Source organism: Pseudomonas sp. FG47 (genome assembly GCF_057809115.1).
Window position 1 is genome coordinate 68,156 of sequence record NZ_JBMDJI010000007.1, and the last position, 18,673, is coordinate 86,828.

Annotated in this window: 15 protein-coding genes; 6 read left to right on the forward strand and 9 right to left on the reverse strand. The window is 66.5% G+C overall.

Annotated features, from left to right (window positions below; all coding sequences use genetic code 11):
* Positions 1–3: 3 nt before the first annotated feature.
* Entirely contained in the window at positions 4–2,181 is a 2,178-nt protein-coding gene (locus ACODS5_RS08535; RefSeq protein WP_489108398.1) for an FUSC family protein, read from the reverse strand.
* Positions 2,178–3,704, reverse strand: a complete 1,527-nt coding sequence (locus ACODS5_RS08540) for an efflux transporter outer membrane subunit (RefSeq protein WP_489108399.1) — start codon at positions 3,702–3,704, stop codon at positions 2,178–2,180. The genes ACODS5_RS08535 and ACODS5_RS08540 overlap by 4 nt, the downstream gene beginning before the upstream one ends.
* A 180-nt stretch (positions 3,705–3,884) precedes the next feature.
* Here ACODS5_RS08540 and ACODS5_RS08545 point away from each other — a divergent pair, with 180 nt between their 5' ends.
* Both ACODS5_RS08545 and ACODS5_RS08550 read left to right on the forward strand, forming a co-directional pair.
* The gene (locus tag ACODS5_RS08545; RefSeq protein WP_134691174.1) at positions 3,885–4,832 is read left to right on the forward strand and encodes a LysR family transcriptional regulator; all 948 of its coding nucleotides are present in this window, start codon (positions 3,885–3,887) and stop codon (positions 4,830–4,832) included.
* A 160-nt stretch (positions 4,833–4,992) separates the two neighbouring features.
* Positions 4,993–5,967: a 2-hydroxyacid dehydrogenase gene (locus tag ACODS5_RS08550; RefSeq protein WP_489108400.1), complete on the forward strand. Its 975-nt coding sequence runs from the start codon at positions 4,993–4,995 to the stop codon at positions 5,965–5,967.
* 23 nt (positions 5,968–5,990) lie between these two features.
* Here ACODS5_RS08550 and ACODS5_RS08555 read toward each other — a convergent pair whose 3' ends face one another.
* Positions 5,991–6,893: a DMT family transporter gene (locus ACODS5_RS08555; protein ID WP_134691178.1), complete on the reverse strand. Its 903-nt coding sequence runs from the start codon at positions 6,891–6,893 to the stop codon at positions 5,991–5,993.
* A 230-nt stretch (positions 6,894–7,123) separates the two neighbouring features.
* Between ACODS5_RS08555 and ACODS5_RS08560 the strand changes: the two genes are divergently transcribed.
* Positions 7,124–7,999: a helix-turn-helix domain-containing protein gene (locus ACODS5_RS08560; protein WP_134691180.1), complete on the forward strand. Its 876-nt coding sequence runs from the start codon at positions 7,124–7,126 to the stop codon at positions 7,997–7,999.
* A gap of 115 nt (positions 8,000–8,114) precedes the next feature.
* On the opposite strand, the gene ACODS5_RS08565 is transcribed toward ACODS5_RS08560, so the two are convergent.
* The 6 genes from ACODS5_RS08565 to ACODS5_RS08590 all read right to left on the reverse strand — a co-directional run bounded on the left by ACODS5_RS08565 (position 8,115) and on the right by ACODS5_RS08590 (position 14,474).
* Complete coding sequence (locus tag ACODS5_RS08565) at positions 8,115–10,508, reverse strand: TonB-dependent siderophore receptor (RefSeq protein WP_489108401.1); 2,394 nt, start codon at positions 10,506–10,508, stop codon at positions 8,115–8,117.
* A gap of 230 nt (positions 10,509–10,738) precedes the next feature.
* Positions 10,739–11,710, reverse strand: coding sequence for a FecR family protein (locus ACODS5_RS08570; protein ID WP_134691184.1), 972 nt, complete (start codon positions 11,708–11,710; stop codon positions 10,739–10,741).
* Complete coding sequence (locus ACODS5_RS08575) at positions 11,707–12,279, reverse strand: RNA polymerase sigma factor (RefSeq protein ID WP_134691186.1); 573 nt, start codon at positions 12,277–12,279, stop codon at positions 11,707–11,709. Before ACODS5_RS08575 ends, ACODS5_RS08570 begins: the two co-directional genes overlap by 4 nt.
* Positions 12,280–12,283: 4 nt before the next feature.
* Positions 12,284–12,610 carry a DUF3325 domain-containing protein gene (locus ACODS5_RS08580; protein WP_134691188.1) on the reverse strand — a complete coding sequence of 109 codons (327 nt, stop codon included), beginning with the start codon at positions 12,608–12,610 and terminating at the stop codon, positions 12,284–12,286.
* A complete protein-coding gene (locus ACODS5_RS08585) occupies positions 12,604–14,172 on the reverse strand; it encodes a PepSY-associated TM helix domain-containing protein (protein ID WP_134691190.1) in 1,569 nt (522 codons plus the stop codon). The genes ACODS5_RS08580 and ACODS5_RS08585 overlap by 7 nt, the downstream gene beginning before the upstream one ends.
* Entirely contained in the window at positions 14,169–14,474 is a 306-nt protein-coding gene (locus tag ACODS5_RS08590) for a DUF3649 domain-containing protein (protein ID WP_134691192.1), read from the reverse strand. Before ACODS5_RS08590 ends, ACODS5_RS08585 begins: the two co-directional genes overlap by 4 nt.
* A gap of 236 nt (positions 14,475–14,710) precedes the next feature.
* On the opposite strand from ACODS5_RS08590, the gene ACODS5_RS08595 reads away from it, so the two are divergent.
* From ACODS5_RS08595 to fecA, 3 genes are all read left to right on the forward strand, one after another.
* A complete protein-coding gene (locus tag ACODS5_RS08595) occupies positions 14,711–15,205 on the forward strand; it encodes a sigma-70 family RNA polymerase sigma factor (protein ID WP_134691194.1) in 495 nt (164 codons plus the stop codon).
* Positions 15,202–16,131 (forward strand): FecR domain-containing protein, encoded by a 930-nt coding sequence (locus ACODS5_RS08600; protein ID WP_489108402.1) that lies wholly within the window; start codon positions 15,202–15,204, stop codon positions 16,129–16,131. Before ACODS5_RS08595 ends, ACODS5_RS08600 begins: the two co-directional genes overlap by 4 nt.
* Positions 16,132–16,334: 203 nt before the next feature.
* A complete protein-coding gene (gene fecA, locus ACODS5_RS08605) occupies positions 16,335–18,641 on the forward strand; it encodes a TonB-dependent Fe(3+) dicitrate receptor FecA (RefSeq protein ID WP_489108403.1) in 2,307 nt (768 codons plus the stop codon).
* Positions 18,642–18,673 lie beyond the last annotated feature (32 nt).

Consider the following 18,673-nt stretch of genomic DNA (forward strand, 5'->3'; position numbering starts at 1 on the left):
GTTTCACGGAGCATCGTGCAGTCCTTTCGCCGGTGCCAGCGGCGACTGTGGGTCGAGCAGGGAGGAACGGATGAAGTGCAGGTAGCTTTGCGCGCGGCGCAGCACCGAGGTGTCGAAGTGCCGGGCGAAGGGTTCGTCGGTGGCCTGCACGCGGCTGATGGCATGGTCCACCGCCACCAGGGCGCGCTCATGGTTGCTGGCGCTGGGTTGCAGGAACAAGCGCGCCAGGGCGCGGCCCATCACGCGGATGGCCTGGCGCCAGGGCTGCGACTCGGCATAGGCCGGGTGGATCGGCGCCCGCGCCTGCTCCTTGCGCAGCTCGATGATGGCGTGGCCGATCTCCAGCACCGTGAACATCCAGCCCATCAGTTCGCTCTGCACCTGCGGCTTGCCGGCGGCCAGGCCATAGGCCTGGTGCAGCAGGTCGCGGGTGCGGCTCTCGAACGCCGAGCCCAGGCCACGCAGACGCCCACCGATGGCGAACAGCACCTGCTCGCGCAGTTCCTGCTCCAGCCGGCTCCACAGCCAGCGGCTGTTGGGCGGCAGGATGATCGCGCCAGCGGCGGCGCAGACGAACATGCCGATGACCATGCCGATGTAGTCGTTGATGAAGGCATAGGGGTCGTAGACCGTCAGGTTGTTGGGCACCGAGCCGATGGCGAAGAACACCAGCAGGCCCAGGCCATAACCGGCATAGGCCGGGCGCGAGGCGAGGAACGCGCCGAGCACGAACACCGGCGCCAGGACCATGCACAGCAGCGCGAAGCCATCGATCCAGGGGAACACGAAGAAGGTTTCGAAGAAGCCGACGAACGCCCCGATCGCCGTGCCGCAGGCCATCTGGAACGACATGCGCTTGGGGTTCGGCGAGGCCGCCGACAGGCACACGGTGACCGTGGCGATCAGCGTCATCATGCCGCCGCTGGGCCAGTCGCTGAGCAACCAGTAGCTGCCCAGCAGCAACAGCACCGCCGAGGCTCGCACGCCGGCGGCCAACGACACCAGCCAGCTGGTCTGGGCCACATAGGGCTCATCCCAGTGCTCGCGCTCATGCTTGTGCACGGCCAGCGAGGCGTGGGTCTCGGCATAGCTGTACATCTCGTCGACGAAGCGGTACAGCAACTCGAACGCCGTGTGGAAATCGAGCAGGTCGGACTCGCTGGGGCCGGTCTCCAGGTATTCGCCACGCAGGCCGCGCACCTGGGCCTGCAAGCCTTCCTTGTAGGTGCCCAGCTCCAGTGCCAGGCGCAGCGCGTCGGCATCGGTGAGGGCGCGGCCAACGTAGGGCTGGAGCAATTGCGCGAGGGTTTCGATACCCGGTTCGATCGCACTGACGATCTGCAGCGGGCCGCGCGCGCGCAAGCGTTCGAGCAAGCGGTGCAGGGCGTTGAAACGGGTGGTGATGGCCATGAACTCGCTGTTCATGCGCACCAGCCGGCCAGAGCGCCGACGCATGTGCGGGTCTTCGAAAGCGGTGACATTGCGCAGGCTCTCAAGGCCCACGGCCTCGGCGACGAAGCGCACGTTGCTGGTCTCGTAGCGATCGCGTTGGCTATCGCCGCGCAGGGCCTCGACCACCACCGCGGCGAAGGTGCCGAAGCGCTGGTACAAGGCATTGCGCATGGCGGCGCTGGCCGACTGCGGCAGGATCGCGGCGCTGACGAAGGTCGACACTAGGATGCCCAGGGCGATTTCCAGCACCCGCCACACCGCCGCCATGAACGCCTGGTCGGGGTGCTGCAACACCGGCAGGCCAATCATCGCCGCGGTGTAGCCGGCCAGCACGAAGCCATAGGCGCGGAAGGTGCGATAACGCATGGCGCCGGCCGAGCACAGGCCGACCCACAGGGCCAGGCTGGGCAGGAACAACTCGGTGTTCTGCGGGAAGATCGCGATCAACGCGATCATCATCGCCGAGCCGGCCAGGGTGCCGAGCACCCGGTAGAAGCTCTTGGCGAACACATGGCCGCTCTGCGGCTGCATGACGATGAACACGGTGATCATCGCCGTGCGCGGCTGCGGCAACTCCAGGCGCATGGCCAGCCACAGGGTGATGAAGGCGGCGGCCAGGACCTTCAGGATATACACCCAGGTGACGCCGTCGGTGCGCGCCCAGGCAAAGAAGCCGCGGCGCCATTCCAGGCTCCGCAGCCAGCGCAGGGGCAAACTCGATGTGCTCATTCGGCGTGGTCCGGCTTGTCGAAGATGGCCAGGGTGGCCGGGGTTTTCGGTGCGGCCTGACGCTGTTCGTCCGGCACGTCCTTGCCTGCCTCCAGGCCCCCGCCCAGGGCAGTGACCAATTCGGCATGGGCCACCAGGCGCGCGGCCTGTACCTGCTGCTGCACCTGTTGCTGGCGGAACAGCAACGTCTGCGCATTGAGCACGTTGAGGTAGTCGGTCAGGCCACGCTGGAAGGCAATCATGGCGATGTCGTAGGTTTTCTGCGCCGCGGCCACGCTCTCGGCGGCGAAGTGCGACTGTTCCTTCATCGATTCACGGCGAATCAGCTGGTCGGAAATGTTCTTCAGCGCGCCGATCACCGTCTGGTTGTAGCGCGCCACGGCGACGTCATAGCCAGCCGAGGCCACGCCCAGCTGCGAACGCAGGCGGCCACCGTCGAAGATCGGCAGGCTGATGGCCGGGCCGACGTTGTAGTTGAACTTGCGCCCGGTGAGAAACTCCAGCGGGCCGCCACCGGTGGCCATGAAGCCGAGGCTGCCGACCAGGTCGACGTTGGGGAAGAAGCCGGCGTGGGCCACGTCGATCCCGCGGGCCTGGGCCGCCACCTGCCAGCGGCTGGCGACCACGTCGGGGCGCTGGCCGACCAGTTCGGCGGGCAGGTTCGACGGCAACTGCAACGGTGCGGCAAGGGCCAGGCTCGGCCGCTGCAGCTTCGCGCCCTCCCCCGGGCCCTTGCCGGCCAGGGCCGCGAGCTGGTTGCGGGTCAGGGCGATCTCTTCGTTGAGGCTGTCGATCTGCCGGTGGGTCTCGGGCAAGGGTGCCTCGGCCTGGCTGACCTCGAAATGGGTGCCGATGCCGCCATCGAGGCGGCGCTTGGCCAGGGCGAGGATCTGCTCCTGCTGGGCCAGTTCGGCCTGGACGATATCACGCTGGGCATAATGCAGGCTGAGCTGGATGTAGGCGCGCACCACGTTGTTCTCAAGCTCCAACTGCGCCTGGCGCGCCTCGGCCACGCTCACATGCGCCTGGTCCACGGCCTGCTCGCTGGCATTGCGCTCGCGGCCCCAGAGGTCCAGCGCGTAGCTCAAGCCAATGCTGGCATTGTTGTCCCAGGTATTGGCACCCGACAGCGCGCCGGGGCCGTAGAACTGATCTTCCGGCCAGTTGTGGCGCTTGAGCGAGGCGTTGCCGTTAGCCTGGAGTTTTTCCGCCGACTCGACCACGCCGGCCAGGGCCTTGGCTTCACGCACCCGGGCGGCCGCCATGGCCAGGCTCGGGCTGCCGGCCAGGGCCTGGGCGATCCAGCCGTCGAGCTGCGGGTCGGCATAGGCGCGCCACCACTGCTGGGCCGGCCAATGGGCGTCACGCGCGGCCTCGCGGATCGCGTCGTCGATGGTCAGTTGGTTGGCTTGAAGGGTCTTGCTTTGCGGGGCGATGCCCCAGGTTCCGATACAGCCGCTCAAGGTGAGACAAAGGGCACAGGCACTGAACGCATGGAGCGCTCTGATGTGGCGACGCGGCACAGCTGCGATTTCCCGAGGAAGAGGTGGAGGGGCCGAGCAATTCTAGGGGGCGCGTGGAGTGGCGATAAGCGTATATTCCTGCGAATCTTTGTTACCAAAACAGCGATAATCCGGCTTTAGTCGGAAGCGACAGATAGTTACTTCATGTCACAATTTTGTCCTCTAAACCGAGAGTGACCCATGGACACCCTGCAAAACATGCGTGCTTTCAGTTGCGTGGCCCAGCTCGGCAGCTTCACCGCTGCCGCGGCGCAACTGGATACGACCACCGCGAACGTGTCGCGGGCGGTCTCCAACCTGGAAGCCCATCTGCAAACCCGCCTGCTCAACCGCACCACCCGGCGCATCGCGCTGACCGAGGCCGGCAAGCGCTACCTGATGCGCTGCGAGCAGATTCTTACTTTTGTGGAGGAAGCCGAGGCCGAGGCCAGCGATGCCCACGCCCGCCCCGCCGGGCAGCTGAAGGTGCACTCGATGACCGGGGTCGGCCAGCATTTCGTGGTCGACGCCATCGCCCGCTACCGCGAGTCGCACCCGGATGTCACCTTCGATCTGACCATGGCCAACCGTGTGCCCGACCTGCTCGACGAGGGCTACGACGTGTCCATCGTCCTGGCCAGCGAGCTGCCGGACTCCGGCTTCGTCTCCCAGCGCCTGGGCATCACCTACAGCATCGTCTGCGCCTCGCCCGACTACGTGGCCCGCCACGGCTTCGCCCACAAGCCCGCCGACCTGCTCAAGCATGCCTGCCTGCGCATGGTCAGCCCGGTGATCCCGCTGGAAAAATGGCTGTTCGACGGGCCCGAGGGACAGGAGGTGGTCAACATCACCAGTTCGCCGTTCCAGGTGAACTCGGCCGATGCGATGAAAACCGCGATCCGCAGCGGCATGGGCGTGGGCGTGCTGCCGATCTACACCGCCATCGACGGCCTGCGCGACGGCAGCTTGGTGCGGATCCTGCCGCAGTACCGCCTGCAGGAGCTGAACCTGTACGCGATCTACCCGTCGCGCCAGTACCTGGATGCCAAGATCAAGACCTGGGTCGAGTACCTGCGCAACTCGCTGCCGGAGATCCTCGCCGCCCACGAGGCCGACCTGAAAACCCACGAGCTGCTGATCGCCAACTGAAAAAGCCGGTGCATTGCAATGGACGGCAATGGTAGGTTGCTAAGCAATGACGCCGTCATCGCGCGGCAAGTCCGCTCCCACGAGTGCTCCACTGCATGCATGGGAGCGGGCTTGCCCCGCGATAAGGCAGCCCCCGCTCGTTTTGCAGAGAAGCAGCCCGATGAAAAAGACCGTCCTAGCCTTCAGCCGCATCACCCAGGCCATGGCCGAGCGCCTGCAACATGACTTCAACGTGATCGTGCCCAACCCCAAGCTGGGCGACATCGCCGCCCAGTTCAACGAAGCGCTGCCCGAGGCCCACGGCCTGATCGGCGTCGGTCGCAAGCTGGGCCGTGCGCAACTCGAGGGCGCCGGCAAGCTGGAGGTGGTGTCCAGCGTCTCGGTCGGCTACGACAACTACGACCTGGACTATTTCAACGAGCGTGGCATCGCCCTGACCAACACCCCCGACGTGCTTACCGAAAGCACCGCCGACCTGGGCTTCGCCCTCATAATGGGCTGCGCCCGACGCACCGCCGAACTGGACGCCTGGACCAAGGCCGGCCACTGGCAGGCCACCGTCGGCCCGGCGCAGTTCGGCTGCGATGTGCACGGCAAGAAACTGGGCATCGTCGGCCTGGGCAACATCGGCGCTGCCATCGCCCGGCGTGGCCGTTTCGGTTTCAACATGCAGGTGCTGTACACCGGCAACAATCGCAAGACCGCGCTGGAACAGGAGTTGGGCGCGCAATTTCGCAGCCTGGATGAGCTGTTAGCAGAAGCCGATTTCGTCTGCCTGGTGGTGCCGCTGTCCGACGCCACCCGCAAGCTGATCGGTGCCCGTGAGCTGAAACTGATGAAGCCCAGCGCATTCCTGATCAACATCGCCCGCGGGCCGGTGGTGGACGAGGCGGAGCTGGTCGAGGCGCTGCAAAACGGCACGATTCGTGGTGCCGGGCTGGATGTGTACGAGAAAGAGCCGCTCGCCGACTCGCCGCTGTTCAAGCAGCCTAATGCCCTGACCCTGCCCCACATCGGCTCGGCCACCGCCGAGACCCGCGAGGCCATGGCCAATCGGGCCATCGACAACCTGCGCACTGCGCTGCTCGGCGAACGCCCACAGGATTTGGTCAATCCGCAGGTGTGGAAAGGCTGAAGGCTCGATCGCGGGGCAAGCGCTCACTTCGCTGGCAATGCACCAGTAACCTGCCTCGGCTTCGACTTGCGAAACACCAGCACATTACCCGCCATCACCGCCACCAACCCCAACAACGCTGGCGCCGTCCACTGGTAACCCTCGGCGAACGCCGAGACATTCAGCGCCACCAGCGGGAACAGCACCGTGCAATAGGCGGCCCGCTCCGGCCCCATGCGCCCGACCAGGGTCAGGTAGGCGGTGAAGGCGATCACCGACCCCGGAATCACCAGGTACAGCAGCGCGCCGACATAGCGGGCATTCCACTCCATGGTGAAGGGAATACCGCTGAGCACACAGTACAGCGCCAGCATCGAGGCGCCGTAGAGCATGCCCCAGGCGTTCGTGGTCAGCGGCTTGAGACCAGCCTTCTGTTGCACGCTGGAGAGCATGTTGCCCGCCGAGAAGCACAAGGTGCCGAGCAGGCCCAGCCCCAGCCCATACAAGGTTTCGCGGCTGGCCGCGTGGTGCGACAGCTCCGGCCAGAACAGCAGCCCCAACCCGAGCAGGCCCAGGGCGCCGCCACCAAGCACGTTGGCGGCGATCTTCTGGCCGAAGAAGATCCGCGCATTGATGGCGTTCCACAACGTGGCGGTGGAGAACACCACGGCGATCAGGCCGCTGGCGACCCACTGGCTGGCAGTGAGGAAACACATGAAGTTGACGCAGAACAGGCACAAGCCCTGGGCCAGGCACACCAAGTGCCCACGCCGGTTCATCGGTTGCAGGCGGCGGGTGAGCAGCAGGAAGGCGAACAGGATCAGCCCGGCCAGGGCGAAGCGGTAGACGATCGACACCGGGATGGCGACCGTGCCCAGTTGCCACTTCAGGGCGATCCAGGTAGTGCCCCAGATCAGGACGGTGAGCAGGTAGAGCGACAGGTTCATGGCAGTCCTCCGGGTGTTGAGCCAAGGGCCGCGTTGCGGCCTTCGCCGGCAAGCCGGCTCCTACGGGGACGCTGTAGGAGCGGGCTTGCCGGCGAACAACCGAGACGACATGCCCACTGTCAGTGTCCAACGCCCTGTTTGTTCCGGCTTGCAAAAACTTGCGCTTTTCCACCCCAGGTAGCTGCCAGCGCGCCCCGCGCGCAGTACGATGGGCGCCAGAGGAACCACCCATGCCCGCACTCGACCACCTGCAGGTTTTCAATGCCCTGAACGCCTCGCCCCACGCCCGCCTGGAGCTGAGCGCGCACCTGGGCGACGGGCTGGCGGCGGCGCTGTGGAGCAACCGTGACGATGCCCGCGACTACCAGGCCCCCAGCCATCACACGCTGTCGTGCTACATCGCCGACGGCACCGGCACCTTCCGTCGCCAGCGCCCGGGCGAGCGCGGCGCGCCCGACAAACTGTGCGTGATGCCCGCCGGCCATGAATCGAACTGGGTGATCAATGGCTCGATCCGCCTGGCCCACCTGTATATCAACGAGGAACAGTTCGCCCTCGGCTGCACGCGCCTGCTGGACCGCGAGCCGCGTGAGCTGCAACTGCGCGAAGCGACCTTCCTTGACGACCGGCAACAAGCCCGGCGCTTCCGCCAGCTGATCGGCCTGGACTGGGCCGAGCCCGGTGAGCGTCTGCTGGCCAGCAGCCTGGCCCACGACATCATCGACCACGCCGTGCTCAATCAGGTTGGCCTGCGCCAGGGGCTCAAGCTCAAGGGCGGTCTGGCGCCACACCAGCGCCGCCAGTTGCTCGACTTTATCGAAGCCAACCTCGAGCAACCGCTGACGCTGGGCGAACTGGCGCTGCGCTGCAACTTGTCCGAATACCATTTCGCGCGGATGTTCCGCGCCAGTTTCGGCCTGCCGCCCCATCAGTACCTGCTGGCCAGGCGGCTACATCGCGCCTGCCAGTTGCTGCGCTCGGGGGCGTTGCCCTTGGGCGAGGTGGCGCTGTTGTGCGGATTCGCCAGCGCCAGCCATTTCAGCAACCGCTTCAGGCAGGCGCTGGGGGCGACGCCGGGTGAGTACCGGGCAGCGTTCGCCGGTTGATTCTGGTGTACACGCAACTGTAGGAGCCAGCCTTGCTGGCGAAGGCGTCCTCAAGGTACAGGGCAAGGCTGCGCCTTGCATCGCCAGCAAGGCTGGCTCCTACAGTGCCAGTGCACTAGAACTCGAAGGTACTCGACAGGCTCACCTGCCGCGCATCGCCGATCGCCACGAAATACCGATTCACCGCCGAGCTGTAGTACACCTTGTCGAACAGGTTCTTCACGTTCAGTTGCAGGCGCACCTTGTGCTCGTCGAGCTGGGTCTCGTAGCTGGCGAAGGCATCGGCGACGGTATAGGCCGGCAGGTCGAAGTCGTTGGTCGCGTTCCCCGCACGCTCCCCCACATAGCGCGCGCCCGCCCCCAGGCGCAGTCGATCACCGCCGAACAAACTGCCATGGTCGTACACCGCCGACAGCGAACCACTATGGCGGGCGACGTTCTGCAAGCGGTTGCCCTTCAGGTCCGGGTCCTGGGTCACCTCGGCATCGGTGAAGGCATAGGCGCCGATCAGGCTCCAGCGCTCGCTGAGCTGGCCGGCCAGGTCCAGCTCGACGCCACGGGAGCTGACCTCACCGGCATTGCTGTACAAGGTCTCACCGGTGTTGGTATCGAAGTTGGACACCAGCACATTGCGCTTGGTGATGTCGAACAGCGCCAGCGTGCCGGAGAGTCGCCCGGGCATGTCGAGCTTGGCCCCCAGTTCCCAGGACTTGCCCTCCTCCGGGGCGACCGACGCGTCCAGCACCAGCCCACCGGTCAATGGCGCGATGCTGGAATTGGGCTTGAACGACTCGCTGTAGCTGCCATAGAACGACAGCTGCTCGTCCACTTTGTACACGACCCCCGCATGGGGTACCCAAGCACGATCACGGGTATCGGTGTTGGCACTGAACGGGCGACCGCGGCCAGCGTATTGGTCGTACTGCTGCAAGCGTGCGCCGGCCACCAGGATCCAGTGCTCGTCCAGGTGCAGGGCATCCTGGAAGAACAGCGCGTCGGTGCGCAGCTTGTCGGTCTGGTCGCTGTCGCTGGCACGCACGGCGCTGCCTTCGACTTCGCGGTCGTACACCGGGTCGAGGTAGCTGAAGGTCGAGCGACTGGCCTGGCGGATCAGATCGGCGCGGTAGACCTTGCGGTCCTCATGGTCGACCCCCACCAGCAAGTCATGCTGCAGCCCCGCCAGTTGCACGCTGCCGTTGAGGCTGAAGGTGGCGAACTGATCGCGGCTCATGGCGCCGTGGGTGCCGTCGATGCTGCGGGTGAGCGTGCCACGCGCGTCGTTGACGCCGGTCACGCGCACCTGGCTGGCGTCGTAGGTTTCACGATTGAAGCTGTAGCCGACATGCAGCTTCCAGTCGTCGGCGAGCTGGTGATCGACCTCCAGGCGATACAGGTCGGAGCGCCCTTCCATGTCGTTGAACGGCTCGTCCAGGCGGCGCGTGGCGGGGATGTCCAGCGGGTGGTTGGTGCGGTTGCTGATGGCCGTGCCGCGGTCGAACGGCGAGAGAAATTCGCGGTGCTCGTAGGCCAGCACCACCTGCGTGTCCTCGCCGTACCAGGCCAGCGACGGCGCCACCAGCGACTCGCGGTGCACACCATAGTTGCGCCAGTAGTCTTCGTCCTCATGGTCGACGATCAGCCGGTAGGCGAACGGACTGTCGCCCAGCGCGCCGGTGCTGTCGAAGCCGCCACCGCTGCCGTTCTTGCCACTGCCATAGGTCGAGCCGCGCAGCGTGAGGGCGTTGTACTGCTGCAATTGCGGGCGCTTGCTGACCACGTTGATCACCCCGCCCGGGTCCTGGATGCCATACAGCAGCGACGCCGGGCCCTTGAGCACTTCCACCCGCTCGGTGCTGGCATTGAGCGCGCGGCCCTGCACCAGCGGCATGCCGTCGCGCATGATCGAGCCGTCGCGGTTGTCGCCGAAGCCGCGCTTCATCACGGTGTCGGCGGTGCCGCCGAAGTTGTTGCCCTGGGTGATGCCGCTGACGTTGTACAGCGCGTCGTCGAGGTTGCGTGGCGCCTGGTCGCGAATCACCTGGGCCGGCACCACGTTGATCGCCTGGGGAATCTCCAGGGTCGAACCCTGGCCGCGCATGATCGAGGCGCTGGCCGGCGGCTGGTAGCTGTAGTCGTCCATCTGCGAGTTGATGGTGGTGGCCTGCAGGTTCAGCGCGCCGGAGGTATCGACAGGTTCCAGGGTCAGGGTGCGGGCGTCGAGGCGGCGCCAGGCCAGCCCGGAATTGCCCAGCAGTTGTTGCAGGGCCTGCTCGGCGCTGAAGGTGCCATTGAGCGCGGGCGCCTGTTGCCGTGGCAGTTCCAGGGTGTAGACCACACTTTGCCCGGTGGCCCGGCTGAAGGCGTTGAGCGCCTGGGCCAGCGGCTGGCTCGGTTGGGCGAAGACATAGGCCTGGCGCTGCTGTTCGGCCAGGGCCTGGGGTGCCAGGGCCAGGGCGGGCAAGGTGCAAAGGCCGAACCAGAGAGGGACGCAAAGCGGGGTGAACTTCATGGACGCTGACCTGTGAGAGGGATGAACGTTTGCGAATGAATCGCACTACCACTCACTACACGGATGCCGTGATGAAGTACCTCACCCCCTGCTCAAAATTTTATGCGCCACTGCGCGATCACCGTAGGAGCCGGCCTTGCCGGCGAACACCGGCGCCGCCGGTGCCATCCACCGCGTCGCCGGTGTTCGCCAGCAAGGCTCCTACAGCGCCTGCGTTTGGGGGCTGAATATCAGTGCAACACCGTCAGCCGCCCCAGCAGCGTCTGCCGCGAAAAGCCCAGCACCTTGCCCAGCGAATCCAGCGCCACCAGCGGCTCCGTCACCGGGAAACTGCCACTGACCTTGCGCTGCGCCAACTCGCCATCGAGCAACAGGATCCGCCCCGGGTAGTAACGCGCCAGATCCTCGACCACCTGCCCCAGCGGCACCTGGTAGTAATTCAGCCAGCCCTGGCGCCAGGCCAGCCGGCCCTCACTGTCCACCGCCTCGACACCACCCGCCACGCCCTCGGCGTAGGCCAACTGCTGGTTGGCGGTCAGTTCCCGGGCCTGCTGCCCTTCGGCCGCCGTCACCGCTACCCGCCCACTGCGCACGGTCACCTGGGCCCCGGCGGCCTGCTCACGCACTTCGAACTGCGTCCCCAGCACACGCACCTCGCCGCCACCGGCCTCGACCAGGAACGGCTGCCCGGTATGGGTCACCTCGAAGAACACCGCACCTCGCAACAGCCGCACCCGCCGCTCGCCATGGTCGAAGTCCACGGCCACCGCGCTGCCGGCATCCAGGGTCAGCTGCGAGCGATCCGCCAGGGTCACCTGGCGCAGCTGTTCGCCGCTGCTGTAGTCGGCGCGCAGGTCCAGCAGCCAGGCCTGTGGATGCCAACCCGCCACGCTTCCCACTCCAAGCACCAGGCAAGCCGCAACCGCGAAACGACGCCAATGGTTCGTGTGGCGAGGCCGCCGCATCGCTTCCAGGTACTGGCGCAGGCTGTCCTGCTCTTCGGCGGCCAGGCGCGCCGCCGGGGCTTCGCTCAGGCGCCACAGGGCCTCGGCCTCGGCATAAGCACGGCGATGAGCGGGGTCCTCCAGCAGCCAGCGCTTGAACGCCGCGCCATGCGCCTGTTCGGCCTGCTGGTTGATCCGCCCCAGCCAACGCAGGGCCGCTCGGGACTGCTCGGCGGTGATCGGCTGTTCAACATTCATCGACGGGCGCTCCCTGGCCGGCGCGGAGGGGGGGCGGCTTCGGCAACACTCGCCTTGCACGCTTCGAGGGCGCGCATCATATGCTTTTCCACGGCGCTCTGGGACAGCTGCATGGCTCTGGCGATCTCGCCGTAGGTGCAGCCGTGGATGCGGTTGAGCAGGAAGATCTGGCGAGTACGCTCGGGCAAGGCGCGCAGGGCCGACTCGATACGCTGCAGGTCGTGGACAACTTCCAACGCCTGCTCGGGCGCCTGGGTGCCTGGCTCGTCGTCGTTGATATGCAGGCCTTCGGCGGCGCGATCACGCGAGCCTTCGCTGCGCAGGTAGTCGATGGCCAGGTTGCCGGCGCTGCGCAGCAGGTAGGTGTCGAGGGCCTCGACCTTGACCTCGGGGCGGCGCCAGAAACGCAGGAACAGGTCCTGGACCAGGTCCGAGGCGGTGGCGCGGCAACCGATGCGCCGGCTCACCAGCGCCTCCATGCGCGCCCGCTGGGCCAGGAACACCTGGACGAAGCGCGCTCGGCCGGCGCCGTCGGGCTCGGCGTCGATCACTTCCCCCGGCTCGCTCAAGCCCTCACACCGCCAGCAAGGCGAGCAGCGGACCGAGCAGCAGGCTCACCGTCGCCAGGCCCAGCAACAGGCGAGGTTGATACGGCAGGCCGAACACCCACACGGTGCCCCCGGCCATCAGCACGGCAATCCACTCCACCAACCCCAGCGCCCAGCCACGCCCTTGCACCGCGAGCACCAGCGACAGCAGCAGCAAAGCCCAGCCACAGAAGCGCAAGGCTCGCAACTGAACAGCCGTTGGCTTGCGCCCGAGCAGCTCGTTGAAATGCTTTTCCATGGCCAGGCACAGCCCGGCGAAACCGGCGAAACCGATCAGGGCGACACTCAGCATCCGCTCGCCTCCACCGTTTTCGCGGCACGCGGCGCACGCTTGGCCACCGGCGTGGGCGCGCGCAGCATCTTGCCGGCGGCCCACGCCAGGAACAGCCCGGTGCCTAGCGCGGTCAGGTCGAAACCGGCCATGGCCCAATCGCCCACGGCGATGGAGTGGTTCAGGCCCTGCCCGGTGGTCAGCGCGTTGAGCACAGGCAACAGCGCGAATGCCAGCGCACCCAGCGCCAGCTGTTCACCCCAGGCGCGGCGCCCGGGGCGCAGCATCGCGTGCAGCAACGACAGCCCCCAGGCCAGGAAGAACCCATTGATCTCCCAGTCGGCGCGCCCTTCCTGCGTCGCCGGCACCAGGCGGTTGACCCAGAAGAACGCCGCCACGGCCAGCATCAGGCCGCTCATGCTGGCGATATTGAGCACCTCCACCAGGCGCAGCTCGCCCGGCATGCGTGCGCTCTTGGCGTGCTTGAGCTGGCGCTTGCCCAGCCACATCACCAGGCCCGTGCCGATCACCGCGGTGCCGGCCACGCCAAAGACGAAGTACAACCAGCGCAACCAGGGCCCGGCGAAGTTACCCATGTGCAGGCCGACAAAGGTGAATGAGGTCAACATCGCCGCGCTTTCCGGCGCCCCCTGGGTGAGCAGCGCGCCGCTGGCGCCGTCGAAGGTCCAGTTGGCGCTGCGCCGGTAGGCCACGCTGTCGGATGACGCGCGGTTGAAGGTGACGCGGGCGTTGCGGTCGCCGGGGTTCTGCACCTGAATGAAGCCCAGCCGCGCGCCCGGAGCCTGGGCCTGCAACTTGCCGTACAGCTCGGCCAACGGCACCAGCGGCGCGGCCTGGGCCGTCGCCTTGGGCACCTGGTCGCGGCCGAACACATCGCTGAAGTAGCGGTTGCTGTCGCCATAGCTGGCCATGATGCTGGCCGGCATCACCATGTACATGAAGATCACCAGGCTGCTGTAGCTGATCATCAGGTGGAACGGCAGCACCAGCACGCCGATGGCGTTGTGCCCATCGAGCCAGGAACGCTGGCCCTTGCCGGGGCGGAAGGTGAAGAACTCCTTGAAGATCTTCTTGTGGGTGATGATCCCGGTGACCAGCCCGAGCAGCATGATGAAGGCGCAGAAGGTCGACAGCCAGCGGCCCCAAGGGTGCGGCATCTGCAGTTGGAAGTGGAAACGATAGAAGAACTCGCCGCCCCGGCTGTCGCGGGCCTCGACTTCCTGGCCGCTGCGCGCATCCAGCGTCTTGCTGACGAAGCCCCGTCGCCCGCCGGCCTCGGGATCGCGCCAACCGACGCTCAACGCCGACTCGCGCTCGCTGGGCAGGCGGATGAACCAGCCACCGGCGTGCCCGGCGTTGGCCTCCAGGTAGCGTTGCGCCGCCGTCAGGCTGGCCGCGGGATCGAGCGCGTGGCTGCGGATTTCCGGTTGGGTCCAGTGGCTGATCTCATCCTTGAAGTACGACAGCGTCCCGGTCAAGAAGATCGCGAACAACAGCCAGCCGAAGATCAGGCCGGTCCAGGTGTGCAACCAGGCCATCGCCTGGCGGAAGCCCTCTTTCATGGCTGTTTCATCCAGTAGGCCAGGCCGTTGATCGCCCCCAGCAACACGCTCGGCAGCAGCACCCCCAGCCAGGCGCGCCAGGCGCTGCGGCAGGCGAAGCACCAGAGGAACGCCAGCAGGTAGAACACGAACGACAGCATCATGCCGGTCATGGTCGCGTCCACCTGGCTCATGGGCGCCAGCAGGGTGATGCAGACACTGGCCATCGACGCCAGCAGGTAGCCGCCCAGCAAGGCAGCCAGGCTGCGTGAAGTCACGGCCAGGCGGTAGCTCAAGGGAAGACCGGCGGCTTTGCGGTTCATGGCGAGGGTCCGGGGAATGGGGCTGCAATAGTAATGATTTCAATTCTCATAAGCAAAACCCTATAGGCATGCGCTCACGCCGCCACTCTTGATTCGACGGCGCAGGCGTGCGAGCGCAGGGGGCCACTCATCGCGATCAGCCTTGCATCGCCACCGATTGCCGAACAGCGGCCGCCTGAATACAATGCGAACAATTCTTACTTCCAGTTGCGCCAGCAGGCGCCGGAGTCGCATTGGTGCCCAGCGCGCTTTCCTCCACCGTCGAAGGCCTCTACCTCGCCCATCACACCTGGCTCACCGGCTGGTTGCGGCGGCGCCTGGGCTGCCCGCAGAGTGCCGCCGACCTGGCCCAGGACACCTACGTGCGCCTGCTCCAGGCCCGCGAGGCGCCACAACTGGTCGAACCCCGCGCGTTCCTCGCCACCGTGGCCAAGCGCGTGCTGTGCAACCACTTCCGCCGCCAGGAACTGGAGCGCGCCTATCTCGAGGCGCTGGCCCAGGTGCCCGAGCAAGTGGCGCCGAGCGAAGAGGACAAGGCGATCATTTTCGCCACCCTGCTCGAACTCGACCGCCTGCTCGATGGCCTGGCGCCGTTGGTCAAGCGCGCCTTCCTGCTGGCCCAGGTCGATGGCCTGGGCCAGGGCGAGATCGCCCGCGAGCTGGGTATCTCGCTGGCCACCGTCAAGCGCTACCTGAACAAGGCAGCCCTGCGCTGCTACTTCGCCCTGTGAACACCCGTTTCTCGCCACAAATCGCCGAGCAGGCGGTGCACTGGCTGATCGAGTCCCAAGGCGACAGCTTCGACCAGCAGCAGCGCCAGGCCCTGGAGCGCTGGTTGCAGGCCGACAACGAGCACCAGCGCGCCTGGGCGCATATCCAGCAGGTCAACCAGCGCCTGCGCGGCGTCGCCTCGCCGGTGGTTCATGCTACCTTGCAGGCACCGCCCTCCCCAGCCCGGCGCCGGGCACTCAAGGCCCTGCTGCTGGCGGGCGTGGCCAGTGCCACCGGGCTGGGCCTGCAACAACACAATCCGCTGCCTGGGCTGATGGCCGACTACCGCAGCCCAGTGGGCCAGCGCCGCCGCCTGAGCCTCGACGATGGCAGCCAACTGCACCTGAACACCCGCAGCGCCGCCGACGTGCGTTTCGACGGCCAGCAGCGGCTGGTGCGTCTGCGCGAAGGCGAATTACTGCTCGACGTGGTCGAGGAACCCCGCCCGCTGCGCGTGCGCACCGCCGAAGGTGAACTGCACCTGGCTCGTGGTCGCTTCGATGTGCGCCAGTTCGACGGTTTCAGCCTGGTCTCGGTGTTCAGCGGCCAGGCCAGCGTCGCCGGCCAGCCCCTGCTGGCCGGGCACCAGGCCCGTTTCGCCCAGGGTGGCTGGCAGGCCATCGCGCCCCTGGACCCCAACCGCGCGGCCTGGACGGACGGCATGCTGGTGGTGTCGCAGATGCGCCTGACGGACTTTCTCGCCGAGTTGTCGCGCTACCGGCTCGGGCGGCTCGCTTGCAGCGAGCGAGTGGCCGCCTTGCGGATCTCAGGCTCCTATCCGCTGGAGGACAGCGAGCGGATCCTCGACATGCTCGAGGTAGCGTTACCGGTGCGGGTGCGGCGCTTCACCCGCTACTGGGTCAACGTGGAAGCCGCCACTAGTTGAACAACCGCGCCACCTTCCCCTGTAGGAGCCAGCTTGCTGGCGAACAGCCCCATACACAGATCCAAGACCTGCGTTGGGCCGGTTCGCCAACAAGCTGGCTCCTACCGAGCGCGTGACGCGACATTTTTTTCATTCACCTGAGCCATTTCCCGCGCCTCGCGTGACAGAGAAGGCAGAACCCCTTGTCACAGGACTTGCGCCACATGCACCCCAGCTCCCTCGCCTATGCCCTACTGCTCGCCGCGCCATTCGCCCTGGCTGGCGAAACCCGCGACTACCACATCGCCGCCGGCACCCTGGAACAGGCCCTGAACCAGTTCGGCCGCGACAGCGGCGCGCTGATCTCGTTCAGCCCGGCGCTGACCCAGGGCTTGAACAGCCCAGGCCTTGAAGGTCAGTACGACACCGGCGAGGGCCTCGACGCCCTGCTGCGCGGCAGTGGCCTGCAAGCCCGCCAGGAGACCGCCAACGCCTTCAGCCTGCAACCGGTGCAGGCCGCCGCTGGTGGCACCGCCGTCGAGCTGGGCGCCTCGACCGTGGTCGGCGACTGGCTGGGCGAGGCGCGCCAGGACAACGTCTTCGAGCACCCCGGCGCCCGCGACGTGGTACGCCGCGAACAGTTCGAGCGCAGCGGCGCCGCCAGCGCCCGCGAAGTGCTCAACCGCATTCCTGGGGTCAATGCCCCGGAAAACAACGGCACCGGCAGCCACGACCTGGCGCTGAACTTCGGCATCCGTGGCCTCAACCCGCGCCTGGCCTCGCGCTCCACCGTGCTGATGGACGGCATCCCGGTGCCCTTCGCCCCCTACGGCCAACCGCAGCTGTCGTTGGCGCCGATCAGCCTGGGCAACATGGACGCGGTGGATGTGGTGCGCGGCGGCGGCGCGGTACGCTATGGCCCGCAGAACGTCGGCGGCATCGTCAACTTCGTCACCCGCGCCATCCCCGAAGAGGCCACTTTCAAGGCGGCGATGCAGAACCAGGTCAGCCCGTCGTCGAGCCAGGATGGCCTGAAGAACAGCGCCAACCTGCTGATCGGCGGCACCAACGCCAACGGCCTGGGTGGCGCCCTGCTGTATTCCGGCAGCCGGGGCAGCGACTGGCGCGAACACAGCGACACGCAGATCGACGACCTGATGCTCAAGGGCAAGCTGCAACTGGACGAGGCCAACAGCCTGCACGCCATGGCCCAGTACTACGAGGGCGAGGCCGAGATGCCGGGCGGGCTGAGTGCGGCGGCGTTCGACGATGACCCCTACCAGTCGACCCGCCTCAAAGACAAATTCTGGGGCCGCCGCACGCTGTTCAACTTCGGCTACGACTACAAGCAGGACGACCGCCAGTTCAGCGTCAACAGCTTCTTCACCAAGACCCTGCGCAGTGGTTACCTCGACCAGGGCAGCTTTGTCTCGCTGTCGCCGCGCGAATACTGGGTGCGCGGTATCGAGACGCGCTTCTCGCAGGGCGTGGCGCTGGGTGATAGCTGGCACGAACTGGGCGTCGGCTACCGCTATATCAACGAAGCCGGCCACGAATTGCGCTACCGCGAGCCGACCCGCGCCAACCTGCTGCCGACCACCAACAGCCGCAACGACCGCGACACCCGCGGCAGTACCGAGGCCCACGCGATCTACCTGGACGACCGCATAGATATCGGCCGCTGGACCATCACCCCAGGCATCCGCTACGAGATGATCGACTCCGAACAGAGCAACAAGCTCAGCGGCCAACGCTACCAGGGCAGCTACAACACCGCCTTGCCGGCACTGAACGTGATGTACCACCTGACCGACAACTGGAACCTCTACGCCAACACCGAAGGCTCGTTCGGCAGCGTGCAGTACAGCCAGATGCCCAACCGGGTCAGCAGTGGCGAGGTAAAACCGGAAAAGGCGCGCACCTGGGAAGTCGGCACCCGCTATGACAATGGCGACCTGCAAGCGGAGATCGGCGCGTTTCTGATCAATTTCGACAACCAGTACGAAAGCAACCAAACCAACGATTCGGTAATCGCCCGCGGCGAGACCCGCCATCAAGGGATCGAGACCAGCGTGCGCTACGCCCTCGATGGCCTGAGCCCGGCACTGGCGGGCTTCGACGTACATGCCGGCTATGCCTTCGTCGACGCCAGCATCCGCGAAGACGGCCCGAACAAGGGCAACCAGGTGCCGTTCTCGTCACGCCACAAGGGCACCCTGGGGCTCGGCTACACCCAGGGGCCCTGGCAGTTGAACCTGGACAGCAGCTTCCAGAGCAGCCAGTACGCCGACAACGCCAACACCGGCAGCGAGAGCGCCGACGGCAGCACCGGGCGCATTCCCGGCTACATGCTGGTCAGCAGCCGCGCCGGCTACGACTTCGGCCCTACGCTTTCGAACTTGAAGGTGGCGGTGGGGGTGAAGAACCTGTTCAACCGCGAGTACTACACCCGCTCGTTCGACGACAACAACAAGGGCAAGTACGTGGGGGAACCTCGCACTTTATACCTGCAAACCTCGGTCGAGTTCTGATCGACGACAAGAAAAGCCCGGCGATCGCCGGG

Bases quoted from the DNA above. Each gene is read 5' to 3' on its own strand.
- ACODS5_RS08535 (WP_489108398.1), bottom strand. From the start codon at position 2,181: ATGAGCACATCGAGTTTGCCCCTGCGCTGGCTGCGGAGCCTGGAATGG.
- ACODS5_RS08545 (WP_134691174.1), top strand. From the start codon at position 3,885: ATGGACACCCTGCAAAACATGCGTGCTTTCAGTTGCGTGGCCCAGCTC.
- ACODS5_RS08550 (WP_489108400.1), top strand. From the start codon at position 4,993: ATGAAAAAGACCGTCCTAGCCTTCAGCCGCATCACCCAGGCCATGGCC.
- ACODS5_RS08555 (WP_134691178.1), bottom strand. From the start codon at position 6,893: ATGAACCTGTCGCTCTACCTGCTCACCGTCCTGATCTGGGGCACTACC.
- ACODS5_RS08560 (WP_134691180.1), top strand. From the start codon at position 7,124: ATGCCCGCACTCGACCACCTGCAGGTTTTCAATGCCCTGAACGCCTCG.
- ACODS5_RS08565 (WP_489108401.1), bottom strand. From the start codon at position 10,508: ATGAAGTTCACCCCGCTTTGCGTCCCTCTCTGGTTCGGCCTTTGCACC.
- ACODS5_RS08570 (WP_134691184.1), bottom strand. From the start codon at position 11,710: ATGAATGTTGAACAGCCGATCACCGCCGAGCAGTCCCGAGCGGCCCTG.
- ACODS5_RS08580 (WP_134691188.1), bottom strand. From the start codon at position 12,610: ATGCTGAGTGTCGCCCTGATCGGTTTCGCCGGTTTCGCCGGGCTGTGC.
- ACODS5_RS08585 (WP_134691190.1), bottom strand. From the start codon at position 14,172: ATGAAAGAGGGCTTCCGCCAGGCGATGGCCTGGTTGCACACCTGGACC.
- ACODS5_RS08590 (WP_134691192.1), bottom strand. From the start codon at position 14,474: ATGAACCGCAAAGCCGCCGGTCTTCCCTTGAGCTACCGCCTGGCCGTG.
- fecA (WP_489108403.1), top strand. From the start codon at position 16,335: ATGCACCCCAGCTCCCTCGCCTATGCCCTACTGCTCGCCGCGCCATTC.